This window comes from Methylobacillus sp. (assembly GCF_036844465.1).
Taxonomy (GTDB): Bacteria; Pseudomonadota; Gammaproteobacteria; order Burkholderiales; family Methylophilaceae; genus Methylobacillus.
Window position 1 is genome coordinate 1 of the sequence record NZ_DAIUFW010000020.1, and the last position, 14,062, is coordinate 14,062.

Consider the following 14,062-nt stretch of genomic DNA (forward strand, 5'->3'; position numbering starts at 1 on the left):
GCCAACGAGCAGACCGACATCTGGGATGCCTTCAACCAGATCCAGACCTACAAGGAAGAAATCGGCGACCTGTTCAACACCAATGTGGCGGTGGTGGTCAGCGACGGTTTCACGGCGCGCCTGGGGTCGCTCACGGCCAACCAGGAACGCATGCAGCCCTGGCGGGCGATCGCCAATGAGGACGACCGGCCGCTGCTGGAGTTCGAACTGGAAACCCTGGTGCGCGGCTTCTTCGAGCCTGCGCTGTTTCTCGACTACGTGCGCCACTTCGTGCTGTTCGAACAGGATGCCGACCAGATCATCAAGAAGATCGCGGGCTACCACCAGTTCCATGCGGTGCGCGAAGCGGTGAAAGCCACGGTGATCGCCGCCAGCAATCCGAACAAGGGTTTGCTGGAAGTGCAGGAGCCGCGCGCCACCTATGGCAAGGAAGTGCAGCCCGGCAGCCGCAAGGCTGGCGTGGTGTGGCATACGCAAGGCTCGGGCAAGAGCATCACCATGGCCTGCTATGCGGGCAAGCTGTTGCAGCAACCCGAGATGAAGAACCCCACGCTGGTGGTGGTGACCGACCGCAACGACTTGGACGGGCAGTTGTTCGGCACCTTTTGCGCCGCCGAAGACCTGCTTCGGCAAACGCCGGTGCAGGCCGGCAGCCGCGAGGAACTGCGCGAGATGCTGGCCTCGCGCGAGGCGGGCGGCATCATCTTCACCACGGTGCAGAAGTTCGCGTTGCTGGAGGACGAGGAGCAGCACCCGCTGCTATCGGGCCGCAGCAATATCGTGGTGATTTCCGACGAGGCGCACCGCAGCCAGTACGGCATGAAGGGGCGACTGGACACCAAGACCGGCAAGTACGTGTTCGGCTACGCCAAGCACATGCGTGACGCGCTGGCCAACGCCACCTTCATTGGCTTTACCGGCACGCCCATTGCCCTGGAAGACAAGGACACGCGGGCGGTGTTTGGCGACTACGTCAGCATCTACGACATCCAGGACGCGGTGGACGATGGCGCCACAGTGCCGATCTACTACGAAAGCCGCCTGGCCAAGCTGGACGTGAACCAGGCCGAGATCGACGCGCTCAATGCCCAGGTGGATGAGGTCATCGAGGACGAGGAAGATATCACCGCCCGCGAGAAGACCAAGAGCGATTGGGCTGCGCTGACCAAGCTGGTCGGCGCGCAGCCGCGTCTGGAACAGGTGGCGGCCGACCTGGTGCAGCACTTCGAGACACGCACCGCCACGCTGGAAGGCAAGGCGATGATCGTGTGCATGAGCCGCGACATCTGCGCCGAGCTGTATAACGCCATCGTCGCCCTGCGCCCGGACTGGCACGACGCCGACCCCGAAAAGGGCGCGATCAAGGTGGTGATGACCGGCTCGGCAGCGGACAAGCCCTTGCTGCAACCGCACCTGTACAGCCAGCAGGTGAAGAAACGTCTTGAAAAGCGCTTCAAAGACCTGGCAGACCCGTTGAAGCTAGTGATCGTGCGCGACATGTGGCTGACTGGCTTCGACGCGCCGTGCTGCCACACCATGTATGTGGACAAGCCCATGAAGGGCCATAACCTGATGCAGGCCATTGCCCGCGTCAACCGAGTGTTCCGCAACAAACCCGGCGGATTGGTGGTGGATTACATCGGTATCGCCAACGAGCTGAAAGCAGCGCTCAAGACTTACACCGAGTCCAAGGGCAAGGGCGAACCGGCGCACAACGCGGTCGAGGCCCTGGCCGTGCTGCTGGAAAAGCTCGACATCGTCCGCGGGCTGATGCATGGCTTCGATTACAGCGGCTTCGAAACCGACGCGATGAAGCTGCTGGTGCCAGTTGCCAACCACATCCTGGGGCTGAAGGACGGCAAACAGCGTTTCCTCGATGCCATGCTGGCGGTGAGCAAGGCGTTTTCCCTGTGCAGCACGCTCGATGAAGCTGTCGCGCTGCGCACGGAGATTGCCTTCTTCGCAGCCGTCAAGGCCGCCATCGTCAAGTTCACCACGGTGGACCGCAAGCGTTCCGACGCAGACAAGAACAGCGCGCTCAAGCAGATTCTGGACAACGCCATCGTGGCCGACGGGGTGGCGGACATCTTCGCCTTGGCGGGCCTGGACAAGCCCAACATCGGCTTGCTGTCGGACGAGTTCCTAGAAGACGTGCGGCAGATGAAGAGCCGCAACCTGGCGGTGGAACTGCTGGAAAAGCTGCTGCGCGACGAGATCAAGGCGCGGGCGCGCAACAACGTGGTGCAGGAGAAGAAGTACGGCGACCGGCTGCTGGAAACCTTGCGCAAGTACCACAACCGGGCGGTGGAGACGGCGCAGGTCATCGAGGAGCTGATCCAGATGGCCAAGGACTTCCAGGCGGCGTTGGAGCGCGAGGCAGCGCTGGGGCTGAACCCGGACGAAATCGCCTTCTACGACGCCCTGGCCAACAACGAAAGCGCCGTGCGCGAACTGGGCGACGACATCTTGAAGAAGATTGCCGTCGAGATCACCGAGAAGCTGCGCAATAGCACCACGGTGGATTGGCAGGTGCGCGAGAGCGTGCGGGCAAAGCTGCGGATTCTGGTGCGGCGCACGCTGAAGAAATGGAAATATCCGCCGGTGGGTGAGGAGGCTGCCATCGAGTTGGTACTGACACAGGCAGAGTCGTTGTCGAACGCGTGGTCGAAGTGATGATGATTCTGAACTAGTCTTTATTAGGGGTATCGAGTGGTCAAGTTTTCTGCCCCCGTTCAATCACTACCCCCAACGCCTTCAACCCCGGCAATATCCCCGGCTTGGCCACTCTGATTTTCACCCAGGGTGCGCCGAATTCCTGCAGGATGAGTTGGCAGATATGCTCGGCCAATGCTTCCACCAGTTTGAACGAGCGTTCCGCCAGGGTTTCACGGATGCGGGCGACGACTTGGCCGTAGTCTATGGTGTCGGTGATGTCGTCAGTTTGGCACGATTGGCTGTGCGGCATGGCGATTTCGATGTCGAGGATGATGGTTTGCGCGGTGAGGCGCTCCCAGTCGGGGACGCCGAGGTGGGTTTGTACTTTGACTTCGCTGAGAAAGATGATGTCCATGAGGGTTCTGCGTTAAATCCGCGGGGCTGGTAGAATAGGCCATCCAATTTTAATCCAATTCTCATGACTACCGCTGCTTTCGTTATTCTTGCCTATCTTCTTGGATCCGTTTCATTCGGGATTCTGGTTAGCCGCGCGTTCGGGCTGCCCGACCCGCGCACGGTGGGTTCCGGCAACCCCGGTGCGACCAATGTGCTGCGTAGCGGCAAGAAGTTGGCGGCACTGCTAACGTTGCTCGGGGATGCAGCCAAAGGCTGGCTGCCGGTGTGGCTGGCGCAGGTGTATGGCCTAGAGGTGGACGTGGTGTGCTGGATTGCGCTGGCGGTGTTCCTCGGGCATTTGTACCCGGTGTTTTACCGCTTCAAGGGCGGCAAGGGCGTGGCGACGGCGCTGGGCGTGCTGCTGGCATTTTCGCCGTTGCTGGCCGGGCTGGCGTTGCTGAGCTGGATTGTCATTTTCGCACTGACGAAATTTTCTTCACTTGCGGCATTGACGGCGGCGGTGCTTGCGCCTGGTTTTGCCTGGTGGCTGCTGCTGCCGATCCAGTACATTGTGGTGGTGTTCGTGCTGTCGCTGCTGCTGATCTGGCGTCACCGCAGCAATATCCGTAAGTTGCTGGATGGCACTGAGTCAGGGTTTGGCAAGAAGCCCTGATTAACCGTCTTTGGAACTGCCAGCAATATCCTTCCGGCATTGTTGTTCTGCTTTGCCGTATTGCGTGAACTATCTGCGGCAGAGCGTTTGACCAGAACCTCGGGGATTTTTAGCCAGCAGGTCAGTGTGGCTTCGTCATCATAGGTGCCGTTCGGCGTCCTGTCGTTGATGAAGAACGCGGATAACGTCCAGATGGCTGGCATAGTCCAGGAAATAGATCACATGCGAACCGAATAGGTACTTCTGGAAGTCCGGCAGAACATTGGCGGGACAGCCCTGCCTTGTACCTGCCGCCAGCCCCTCAAATGTAGCTACAAGGCTGTTGTGATAGGTGTCTGCCTGCTCCAGTGACCAGTTTTTGAGCGAGTAGAGCCAGATTTCCTCAAGGTCGGCCTCGGCCAGCGGGGACAGCCGGTAGGGTTTAGCCATGCTTAGCGTGCATTCGGTTCAAGAACGCCTCGCTATCGAACGGGCGCGGTTCACCGGATTGACGGCCAGCATTCAGTGCCTCTTGCAGCGCTTGCACCTTGGCTTCGTGTTCCTCCAGTAGTCTTAATCCGGCTCTAACTACATCGCTTGCGGAGCCATAGCGCCCGCCTTGTACTTGGGTATCAATGAAGCTGGTGAAGTGTTGCCCGAGGGCTACGGATGTATTTCGGCTCATGATGTTCTCCTGGTGTGTTGTACCAATATATATTAAATATTGGTACAACACTACATAATATCTGTCATGCCGGGCTTGATCCGGTATCTTGGGATATGCCTCCATCTCCGCAATATCCTGGCTCGGAGGCCGGGATGACGGCAGGGCTCGGTCACGGCCTGTCCAGTTCCGCCAGATCCCAACGCGGCCTGACGGTGAAGCTGTGATCGCCTTCCTGCATATGTCGCTGCATGCGCATTGCCCCGGCAAAAGCGATCATGGCGCCATTGTCGGTGCAGAATTCCAGGCGCGGGTAATGCACATGGCAACGCCTGCGTTTGGCGGCCTGGTTCAATCTTTCCCGCAGGCGTGTGTTGGCACCCACTCCGCCGGAGACGATGAGTTGCGTCATGCCGGTTTTTCGCAGTGCATCCATACATTTCTTAGTGAGCACTTCCGTCACGGCTTCCTGAAATTCGTAGGCGATATTGGCGCGGGTAACATCGTCCAGCTTGTCGCCATGTTGGTTGACCAGCGTCAGCACCGCCGTTTTCAGGCCGCTGAAGCTGAAGTTGAGGTCGCCGCTGTTGAGCATGGGGCGAGGCAAATGACATGCACCGGCCTGTCCCTGGCTCGCGAGCTTCGAGACTGCCGGGCCGCCAGGGTAGCTGAGTCCCAACAGTTTGGCGGTTTTGTCGAAGGCTTCGCCAGCAGCATCATCCAATGTATCTCCCAGCAGCTCGTAATCGCCAATGGCGGCAACGCGCATGAGTTGCGTGTGGCCGCCGGATACCAGCAGTGCGACAAAGGGGAATGCTGGGGGATCGGGTTCCAACAGCGGTGCGAGCAAATGGCCTTCCAGGTGGTGCACGCCGATGGTGGGCAGCTTGAGGCTGAACGCCAGCGATTCGGCGATGCTGGTGCCGACCAGCAGGGCGCCAGAGAGGCCCGGGCCTTGAGTGTAGGCGATACCGTCAAGGTCTTGCAATGACTTCCCGGCGGAATCCAACACGTGGCGTGTTAGGGGCAGGGCGCGGCGAATATGGTCGCGCGAGGCCAGTTCCGGCACCACGCCGCCGTATTCAGCGTGCATGTCGATCTGCGAGTGCAGGGCATGGGCGAGCAGGCCGTGTTCCGTATCGTACAGGGCGAGGCCGGTTTCGTCGCAGGAGGATTCGATGCCGAGGATTAACATAAGTTTTACGGATAATGTTGATAAAACAATAATGAGGCGCTAGAATAGCAAACTTTTTCACCCTTTCTCAAAGGTAAAGTGATTTAAATGTCTAGCGTACGTGTAAAAGAAAACGAGCCGTTTGACGTGGCTCTGCGCCGTTTCAAGCGCATGATTGAAAAGACTGGCCTGCTGACTGATTTGCGCGCCCGCGAATATTACGAAAAGCCAACATGGGAGCGCAAGCGCAAGGCTGCTGCTGCCGTGAAGCGCCACTACCGCCGTATCCGCAGCCAAACCCTGCCTACCAAGCTGTACTAAGCATTCCGGTGAGGTTGCCGTGACGATCAAGGCACAAATTACCGAAGACATGAAAGCCGCGATGCGTGCCAAGGATAGCGCACGTCTCGGGGCTATTCGTCTTTTGCAGGCTGCCATCAAGCAGCGCGAAGTGGATGAACGGATCGAGCTGGACGATAGTCAGGTGATCGAGGCGATCGAGAAAATGCTCAAGCAGCGCCGCGATTCGATTTCGCAGTATGAGGCGGCGAATCGGCAAGATTTGGCTGATGTGGAAAAGTTTGAAGTCACTGTGCTGCAAACCTACCTGCCCGCAGCGCTGACGGATGACGAAGTCAATGCCATTATTACTGATGTCATTGCCGAAACTGGCGCCAGCGGCATCAAGGATATGAGCAAGGTGATGGCGGCAGTGAAGCCCAAGGTGCTGGGCCGTGCCGATATGGGCAAGATTTCAGGGTTGATCAAGTCCGGGCTTGGCGCTTGAGGACGTTGCCTTAATGGGTTACTGGAAAAGGAGCTTCGGGCTCCTTTTTTGCTTTTATTAGTTTCGACTTCGGCTATTATTTTCACTCATGATTCCTGATTCCTTCATTCAAGAGCTGCTCAACCGCGTCGACATCGTCGATGTGATCGACCGCAGTGTGCCGTTGAAGAAATCGGGAGCCAATTATTCCGCCTGCTGTCCTTTCCATAACGAAAAATCCCCGTCCTTCACGGTAAGTCCCACCAAGCAGTTCTATCACTGCTTTGGCTGCGGCGCGCATGGCTCCGCTCTGGGGTTCATCATGGAATACCAGGGCATCAGCTTTGTGGAAGCAGTGCATGAGCTGGCCAAGTCTGTCGGTATGATCGTGCCGCAGGAAACACGCACGCCGCAAGAAGTGGCGCGGGCCAAGGCGGTTCCCGGCCTGCAGGAAGTTATGCAACAAGCGGCCACTTACTACAAGGCGGAACTGAAAAAATCCCAGCGGGCGATCGAATACCTCAAGGGGCGTGGCTTGAGCGGCCAGGTGGCGGCGCGTTACCAGGTCGGCTATGCTCCGGCCGGCTGGCAGAACCTGGAAGCCGTGTTCCCGGACTACCGGCATGAGGTGCTGCAAACTGCGGGCCTAGTGATCGATAATGAGCAGGGGCGGCGTTACGACCGCTTCCGCGACCGCATCATGTTCCCTATCCATGACCAGAAAGGCCAGGTCATCGGCTTCGGCGGCCGCGTGCTGGAAAGCGCGGATGCTGGAGCGAAATACTTGAATTCGCCGGAAACACCCTTATTTCAGAAAGGCCAGGAGCTGTACGGCTTGTTCCTGGCGAGGCGGGCGATCCGCGAAGCGGGGCGCGTGCTGGTGGTGGAAGGCTACATGGACGTGGTGGCCCTGGCGCAATACGGCATCGAATATGCCGTGGCGGCGTTGGGCACGGCGACGACGCCTACGCATATCACCAAACTGATGCGCCAGACCGATGACATCGTGTTCTGTTTTGATGGCGATAATGCGGGCCGTGGCGCGGCCTGGCGCGCGGCGATTAATGCGTTACCCGCGCTCAAGGATGGTTTGCGTCTGAGCTTTCTGTTTCTGCCTGCGGAGCATGACCCGGATAGTTATGTGCGGGCCTTCGGCAAGGAAGCATTTGAAGCCTTGATGGAGCAGGCACTACCTTTATCACAATATCTGGTGCAGGAGCTGAGCGCCAAGAACCCTCTGCAATCGCAGGAGGACAGGGTACAGTTCCTCAATGAGGCCGAGCCCATCCTCAAGCAGATTCAGGCGCCACGGCTGGCATTGCTGCTGCGCAAGCGGATTGCGGAGCTGGCGGATATTTCCACAGAGGAAATGCGCCGCATGATCAAGTTGCCGGAAACTAATCGCGCCAAGCCGCGGTCTGCTCCCAAGCAGGCGCGCACGACCATGTCGCTGCAACGGCGGTTCGCCCTGATGGCCATTATACAGCCGCATCTGGTGCAAGCGCAGGATGCGGAATGGGTAACGGATAATGCAGCGGAAGATGAAATGATGCGCCAGGTGGTGCAATCTGCCTTGGACAACCCGGCCGCCAAGCCGGTAGCTATTCTGCATGCATTGGAATCGACAGTGGATGTCCGGTTGCTGCGCGATTTGCAACGCGAGCTGCCCTTGCTTGATGAAAGCCTGGATTTCGCGCTGGAGATCGAGGGCGTGCGCAAGCAGTTGAGGGACATGCACCTGCAGCGCCATCAGGCTTCTATTGTGGATAGGCTCAAGGAAAAAAAACTGAGCCAACTCACTGAGGAAGAACTGGCGTTGCTGCGGTCCATCAGCATGCGTTAAGTATATTTGGAAGAGTCTGGTATGGGCGACAGCTAAAGTTTACAGCTGTTTTTATGGTATAATCTAGGGTTTCCCGTAATCAACCGCGGTCTAAGAGGTCAAGCATGGCTAAAGAGCAACAGAATGAAAATCTGAACGACAAGGCAGACATTTCTGCAAACGATGCCGACATACGTCGCACGCGGTTGAAGACCCTGATCGTGCTGGGCAAGGAGCGCGGCTACCTGACCTATGCCGAAATCAACGATCACTTGCCGGATGATGTGCAGGATTCCGAACAGATCGACGGCATTATCGGCATGATCAACGACATGGGCATCCAGGTGTATGAAGAGGCTCCAGATGCCGAAGCCTTGTTGATGTCCGATGCGCCTGCGCCAGTCGCTGATGAAGATGCGGCTGAGGAGGCAGAGCAAGCCCTTTCCACGGTAGATTCTGAATTTGGCCGCACGACCGACCCAGTGCGTATGTATATGCGTGAAATGGGAACAGTTGATTTGCTGACACGTGAAGGCGAAATCGAGATTGCCAAGCGCATCGAAGATGGCCTTAAGCATATGGTGCAGGCAATTGCCGCCTGTCCGAGCACGATTACTGAACTACTCGCCATGGTGGAGCGGGTCGAAAAGGAAGAGCTTGGCGTTGATGAGCTGGTGGATGGGCTGATTGACACGGATGATGGCTTGGGCGCGGAAATTGCTGCGGAAGAGGCTGCCGATACGGAAGAGGTTTCTGAGGAAAACAGTGAAGACGAGGAAGAGGACGATGATGGCGCCAAGTCTGCTGCCATCTCGGCTGAAGCGCTCGCCAGGCTGCGTGAGGAAGTATTGGGCCGTTTCTCTGTCATTCGCGGCGCGCATGAAAAGATGGCGGATATACTGCGGAAAAAAGGCTCCCAGGATAAAGAATATCTGGCATTACAAGCTTCTATTATTGAAGAATTGATGGCCTTCCGTTTCTCTGCCAAACAGGTGGAAGCCTTGTGTGACCGCGTTCGTAGTATGGTTGAGGAAATTCGCAGCCATGAGCGCAAGATCATGGATTTCTGCGTGGAAAAGGCAGGCATGCCGCGTCCGCACTTCATCAAGAGCTTCCCAAGCAATGAAGGCAATATGGAATGGCTTGCCAACGAGCTGAAGCTGAATAAGCCATATGTCGAGCGACTGGAGCGTTTCAGGCACTCCATTGATGATCAGCAGCAACAGTTACTGGATATCCAGGAGCGCGTTGGCATTCCCATCAAGGAACTCAAGGAAATCAACAAGCAGATGTCCACGGGCGAAGCGCGTGCGCGCCGTGCCAAGCGTGAAATGATTGAGGCCAATCTGCGTCTGGTGATATCCATCGCCAAGAAATACACCAATCGCGGCTTGCAATTCCTCGACTTGATCCAGGAAGGCAACATTGGTCTCATGAAAGCGGTGGACAAGTTCGAATACCGCCGTGGCTACAAGTTCTCGACATACGCCACATGGTGGATCCGCCAAGCGATCACGCGCTCCATCGCTGACCAGGCGCGTACCATCCGCATCCCTGTGCATATGATCGAAACCATCAACAAGATGAACCGTATCAGCCGCCAGATTCTGCAGGAAACCGGCCTGGAGCCTGATCCAGCCACGCTTGCGGAAAAAATGGAAATGCCGGAAGACAAAATCCGCAAAATCCTCAAAATTTCCAAGGAGCCTATCTCCATGGAGACTCCGATCGGTGACGACGACGACTCTCATCTGGGAGATTTCATCGAGGACGTGGCAACGCTGGCACCGGTCGATGCAGCCGTCTATGCAAGCTTGCGCGATGCTACCAAAGAAGTGTTAGAATCGCTGACCGCCAGGGAAGCCAAGGTATTACGCATGCGTTTCGGCATCGAAATGAACACCGACCATACGTTGGAAGAGGTCGGTAAACAGTTCGACGTCACACGCGAGCGTATCCGTCAAATTGAGGCCAAAGCGCTGCGTAAACTGCGCCATCCAACACGTTCCGAACGTCTGCGCAGCTTCCTCGAAACTGGCAACGACTAAGCGGTTACAGTTTTAGGGCCTCTAGCTCATGCATGGTTAGAGCAGCGGACTCATAATCCGTTGGTGCCCGGTTCGACTCCGGGGAGGCCCACCATTAAAATCAATGGGTTAGGATGCAAATCCTAACCCATTCTTATTTTTTTGCCGCATTCTTGCCGCAAATCATCAAATCGGGAAAATTCCTCTCAGTAGCTATACCTGTCTCCGAATCACTTTTTATGGAGCTTGGTGTGGCGACAATCAGACACAGGGGACCTTATCAATTTCAAGCGGAAATCCGACGTAAAGGATTTCCGGTTTTAAGAAAAACCTTCGAAACAGACAAAGAGGCGCGATCTTGGGCTGTAGTAGAAGAGCGGCGCCTTGAATTGGGTCATCAAGTTATACCAAAGCACTTGTTGGAGATGACTCTAAGTGAGGCTTTGGAATGGTATGAAAAGAATGTGTCCGCTAAAAAAGCCAAGCATCAGGCGGAGGCCGGTCGTATATCGTTTTGGAAAAAACATTACCTAGCTGAACGACCAGTGTATAGGATCACTGGTGAAGATCTGGCAATTTACATAGAAGAGCGAAGAAGGGTGATGGTCGTCAGGCGGGGTAAAACAAAACCCCTGAGTGACAGCACCATCCGGCTAGAGTTGGCTGTAATAAGTCATCTTTATACTCTGCTGCGAAAACGGAGGAGATTAACTGATCTGGCAAACCCAGTGAGGGAAATCGAGATGCCCAAACCTAGTCAAGGTAGAATTCGGCGCCTTGTCGGCGATGAGGAGACTAGGTTGCTTGAGGCTGCAGGAAAAGTGCGGGCGGGGACTCCTTGGCTACAGTATATTGTGAAGCTCGCGATCTTAACTGGTATGCGAGCCGGTGAGTTGCTGAGTTTGGAATGGTCGCAAGTGTTTGCTGATCAGCGATACATTCACTTAGCCAAGACTAAAAACGGAGAGTTCCGAGACGTACCTTTATCAACTGCTGCACTGCAGCTCTTGAATGAAATAAAGGAATTGCCTCGGAAAAACCCGGATAAAGTTTTTGATGCATGGGGTGGAGGCGTGAACTTGGCACATGAGTTCAGGAAGGCTACTGACATGTCGGGCATTGTAGGTCTCACATTTCATGATCTCAGACATGAGGCAGCAAGCAGGGCTGCAAAGAAATTATTGCCTCAAGAGTTGGCCAAAGCCTTTGGTTGGAAAACGCTGCAGATGGTAATGCGCTATTACCATCCGACCGCTTTGGAGTTGGCTAACAAGCTGGACAGTTGATTTGTAGTAGTTCGATGTGGTCTGGCAGTAATGCCATTAGTGTGAAGAGGCCTGCCTGCGAAATGCATTGGTGGGTTACACCACGAGAACACGTTGTACGGTCCATAACAAATTGAGCTCCATCCAACTTGCCCCATGACGCGGAACGTTCGTCGCGCCCCAGAAGATAATGCTGGGCACTGGATAGAACATTTAGCCATCGGCTAATGCAATGCACGCAGTGCTGCTGCTGGTTCCTTTTCTACAATTGTAAGCAGCGCCGCAGCCGCTCCTGTTGGTTTGCGCCTGTTTTGCTCCCAATTTCTAAGCGTTGCTACCTTAACGCCTATTAATTGGGCAAACTCAGTCTGGCTTAGGCCGACCTTATCCCGAATTGCCTTGGCATCAGGGGCATGAATTTCAGTGATTTTGCTCAGTGCTAGCTCTTTGCGTCGAATAGTAACAGCCTCTTTCAGGCTCTGCTGTAGATCATCAAACACAGACTTATCCATTCTCATAACTCCTTTACCAATTTGCGTAATATCGCGGTTTCCTTATCCGTCAGGTTATCCTTCACACTTTTCGGATACGCTACTAACATCAAAATCTGATTATCCTCAGTAATCCAATAATAGATCACTCGAATTCCTCCGCTTTTACAGGATCCCGTGCGTTTCCAACGTAGCTTGCGAATCCCACCACCATCTCGAATCAAATCCCCTGCTTCAGGCCGCCGTGCCAGCTCTTCTTGTAGCTTTGAATACTCCTCATCATGAATGATGATCAGTAATCAACCGGGTAAAAGTAGGTGTTTCGATAAAAAGCATCAGTCAACTATACGCCAATGGCGTATTTTATCAGGTGGTGAGGTAGGTGGGTAATTGAAGTGCCCAGATTAATACTGTCGAGATACATGTAATAAATGCCTAACTACTACTTCGAAGTGGTTCAAACGGGATGAGATGCACGTAGTACGCCTACAAGCTACAAATAGGGTGAGGATAGGGTATCCACCCTGCATCGATTAAAGTTTGCTCGTTCTGTCTGCTGCCCTGCAGCTGGCTTTTACAATGAACGGTCGAAGTGGAGATTTAAGCCAGGGGGAACGCAGGATCCCGGCGCCCTTACCAGCTGCGCCGGATCCGGCGATTAAACAGCGTCTGCAAATAAAAGGCCTTGTCTATGCCCTGCATAGCTCGTATTTTGAGATGCAACGATAGCTTGATGTAATAACATTGTGCTTTTAATTGGCTTCCAGGGTTGATACAATGTGCTTATTGTTTTGGAGGAAATCAAGATGAAGGCAACACTTCGAAAAATGGGCAACTCTCAAGGAGTGATTATTCCCAAAGCTGTTATTGCTCAATTAGGCATTGAAGATGGCTTTGAAATGTCAATTGAGCACAATGCTATTGTATTACGCAAGCCTGCGAAAAGCACAAGGTCTGGTTGGGCAGAAGCTAGCAGCCTGATTGCACAAGCAGGCGATGACAAAGCTGTTTGGCCTGAGTTTGCCAATGAAGGGGATGCGGACCTCTCATGGTAAAGGTGACGCGTGGAGATATCTGGCTAGTATCGTTAGATCCTACTGTCGGTAGCGAGATTCAGAAAACCCGACCATGTGTCATCGTATCTCCTGCGGAAATTCATGACCATCTACGCACTGTCATTGTTGCGCCAATGACAACAGGCAGTCATCCAGCACCTTTTCGTGTCCCGTTGAGTTTTGAGGGTAAGAAAGGGTTAATCCTGGGAGACCAGATTCGAACGCTGGATAAAACACGCTTTGTCAAGCATCTTGGCAAGGTCGATAAAGCTGCTCTCTCAGGTATTCTTGCTGTGCTGCAGGAAACTTTTTCTGAATAAAACAGCAAGAGTAACCAGCTTCACCTCTTTAGCTATTAAAGTAATTGAGATGCAATGTAACTCCATTGATGAAGGAGTAGATTATGACTACTACAAGCATGGTGCATGTTCGGGTTCCCTTTCTTCTTAAAGTCCCTAATCCAGAAACTCATGCAGCAATGATGGAAGCAGATGCCATTGTTAACGGACGTAAGGCTCGTTTTGCAACAGCTGATGAATTGCAGAATGATCTCGAAAAAAACAGCTCAAAGTAAACGTAGCAGGTTTCCACGCACATCTGATTACACCAAGTCTTTTCTCAAAGATTGGGAGCGTTTAACTTAATCTGGTCGATACGATATGAATCGACTAAAAGAAGGCATGGTGCTGTTATAGCAAATGATGCGCCATTAAGTGCCATATCGGCGGTGAGTTTTTGTTGGCCTATAAACTTGATCATGGTAGTAAAGTTGAGCAGGTCATATTTGTACGTGCGGGCACTCATGCGGATCTGTTTGAGTAAAGTATGTCCTTCATAGCTCGTATTTTGAGATGCAACCAGTAAAGAGATGCAGAGCAATCGTTGCTTCATGTATCAACTGCTGCACTGCAGCTCTTGAGTGAAATAAAGGAATTGTCTCGAAAAAACCCGGATAAAGTTTTTGATGCATGGGGTGGAGGCGTGAACTTGGCACATGAGTTCAGGAAGGCTACTGACATGTCGAGCATTCTAGGTCTCACGGTAATCACCCCATTTTTAGCAGAGGTCAGAAGTAGAGTTGGTTAAAAGAGCTGA

Annotated in this window: 17 protein-coding genes and 1 tRNA gene; 11 read left to right on the forward strand and 7 right to left on the reverse strand. The window is 54.3% G+C overall.

Translation table 11 applies throughout. The features are described from left to right. Window positions 1-2,673 (forward strand): type I restriction endonuclease subunit R (locus V7Z75_RS13315; protein WP_334109145.1); only part of this gene is annotated, 2,673 nt, incomplete at its 5' end. A 40-nt stretch (window positions 2,674-2,713) separates the two neighbouring features. Here the strand turns inward: V7Z75_RS13315 and folB are convergent. After that, window positions 2,714-3,070: a dihydroneopterin aldolase gene (folB, locus tag V7Z75_RS13320; RefSeq protein WP_334109146.1), complete on the reverse strand. Its 357-nt coding sequence runs from the start codon at window positions 3,068-3,070 to the stop codon at window positions 2,714-2,716. A 63-nt stretch (window positions 3,071-3,133) separates the two neighbouring features. Here folB and plsY point away from each other — a divergent pair, with 63 nt between their 5' ends. Then, window positions 3,134-3,724: a glycerol-3-phosphate 1-O-acyltransferase PlsY gene (gene plsY / locus V7Z75_RS13325; RefSeq protein WP_334109147.1), complete on the forward strand. Its 591-nt coding sequence runs from the start codon at window positions 3,134-3,136 to the stop codon at window positions 3,722-3,724. Between the two features lie 138 nt (window positions 3,725-3,862). Here plsY and V7Z75_RS13330 read toward each other — a convergent pair whose 3' ends face one another. The 3 genes from V7Z75_RS13330 to tsaD form a co-directional block, all read right to left on the reverse strand. Next, the gene (locus V7Z75_RS13330; RefSeq protein ID WP_334109148.1) at window positions 3,863-4,153 is read right to left on the reverse strand and encodes a type II toxin-antitoxin system RelE/ParE family toxin; all 291 of its coding nucleotides are present in this window, start codon (window positions 4,151-4,153) and stop codon (window positions 3,863-3,865) included. Further along, complete coding sequence (locus tag V7Z75_RS13335; RefSeq protein ID WP_334109149.1) at window positions 4,146-4,388, reverse strand: type II toxin-antitoxin system ParD family antitoxin; 243 nt, start codon at window positions 4,386-4,388, stop codon at window positions 4,146-4,148. Before V7Z75_RS13335 ends, V7Z75_RS13330 begins: the two co-directional genes overlap by 8 nt. Window positions 4,389-4,539: 151 nt before the next feature. Further along, window positions 4,540-5,562 (reverse strand): tRNA (adenosine(37)-N6)-threonylcarbamoyltransferase complex transferase subunit TsaD, encoded by a 1,023-nt coding sequence (gene tsaD / locus V7Z75_RS13340; protein WP_334109150.1) that lies wholly within the window; start codon window positions 5,560-5,562, stop codon window positions 4,540-4,542. Between the two features lie 87 nt (window positions 5,563-5,649). On the opposite strand from tsaD, the gene rpsU reads away from it, so the two are divergent. From rpsU to V7Z75_RS13370, 6 genes are all read left to right on the forward strand, one after another. Continuing rightward, on the forward strand, window positions 5,650-5,862 hold the full coding sequence (gene rpsU / locus V7Z75_RS13345; protein ID WP_011480545.1) for a 30S ribosomal protein S21: 213 nt from the start codon (window positions 5,650-5,652) through the stop codon (window positions 5,860-5,862). A 19-nt stretch (window positions 5,863-5,881) separates the two neighbouring features. Next, window positions 5,882-6,328, forward strand: coding sequence for a GatB/YqeY domain-containing protein (locus V7Z75_RS13350; protein ID WP_334109151.1), 447 nt, complete (start codon window positions 5,882-5,884; stop codon window positions 6,326-6,328). 88 nt (window positions 6,329-6,416) lie between these two features. After that, window positions 6,417-8,150 carry a DNA primase gene (gene dnaG / locus V7Z75_RS13355; RefSeq protein ID WP_334109152.1) on the forward strand — a complete coding sequence of 578 codons (1,734 nt, stop codon included), beginning with the start codon at window positions 6,417-6,419 and terminating at the stop codon, window positions 8,148-8,150. A gap of 104 nt (window positions 8,151-8,254) precedes the next feature. Next, a complete protein-coding gene (rpoD, locus tag V7Z75_RS13360; RefSeq protein ID WP_334109153.1) occupies window positions 8,255-10,177 on the forward strand; it encodes an RNA polymerase sigma factor RpoD in 1,923 nt (640 codons plus the stop codon). Between the two features lie 15 nt (window positions 10,178-10,192). Further along, a tRNA-Ile gene (locus tag V7Z75_RS13365) sits at window positions 10,193-10,271 on the forward strand. A gap of 19 nt (window positions 10,272-10,290) precedes the next feature. Next, entirely contained in the window at window positions 10,291-11,442 is a 1,152-nt protein-coding gene (locus V7Z75_RS13370) for a site-specific integrase (protein WP_334109154.1), read from the forward strand. A 203-nt stretch (window positions 11,443-11,645) separates the two neighbouring features. Here V7Z75_RS13370 and nadS read toward each other — a convergent pair whose 3' ends face one another. After that, the gene (gene nadS / locus V7Z75_RS13375) at window positions 11,646-11,933 is read right to left on the reverse strand and encodes a NadS family protein (protein ID WP_334109155.1); all 288 of its coding nucleotides are present in this window, start codon (window positions 11,931-11,933) and stop codon (window positions 11,646-11,648) included. Window positions 11,934-11,935: 2 nt separating this feature from the next. Continuing rightward, window positions 11,936-12,136 (reverse strand): type II toxin-antitoxin system RelE/ParE family toxin, encoded by a 201-nt coding sequence (locus V7Z75_RS14205; RefSeq protein WP_442919919.1) that lies wholly within the window; start codon window positions 12,134-12,136, stop codon window positions 11,936-11,938. 582 nt (window positions 12,137-12,718) lie between these two features. Between V7Z75_RS14205 and V7Z75_RS13385 the strand changes: the two genes are divergently transcribed. The 3 genes from V7Z75_RS13385 (at window position 12,719) to V7Z75_RS13395 (ending at window position 13,541) form a co-directional block, all read left to right on the forward strand. Continuing rightward, window positions 12,719-12,967, forward strand: a complete 249-nt coding sequence (locus V7Z75_RS13385; RefSeq protein ID WP_334109156.1) for an AbrB/MazE/SpoVT family DNA-binding domain-containing protein — start codon at window positions 12,719-12,721, stop codon at window positions 12,965-12,967. After that, complete coding sequence (locus V7Z75_RS13390; RefSeq protein ID WP_334109157.1) at window positions 12,961-13,287, forward strand: type II toxin-antitoxin system PemK/MazF family toxin; 327 nt, start codon at window positions 12,961-12,963, stop codon at window positions 13,285-13,287. The genes V7Z75_RS13385 and V7Z75_RS13390 overlap by 7 nt, the downstream gene beginning before the upstream one ends. A gap of 83 nt (window positions 13,288-13,370) precedes the next feature. Beyond that, complete coding sequence (locus tag V7Z75_RS13395; protein ID WP_334109158.1) at window positions 13,371-13,541, forward strand: hypothetical protein; 171 nt, start codon at window positions 13,371-13,373, stop codon at window positions 13,539-13,541. A gap of 44 nt (window positions 13,542-13,585) precedes the next feature. Here the strand turns inward: V7Z75_RS13395 and V7Z75_RS13400 are convergent, their stop codons facing one another. Next, on the reverse strand, window positions 13,586-13,858 hold the full coding sequence (locus V7Z75_RS13400; protein ID WP_334109159.1) for a hypothetical protein: 273 nt from the start codon (window positions 13,856-13,858) through the stop codon (window positions 13,586-13,588). Window positions 13,859-14,062: the final 204 nt, after the last annotated feature.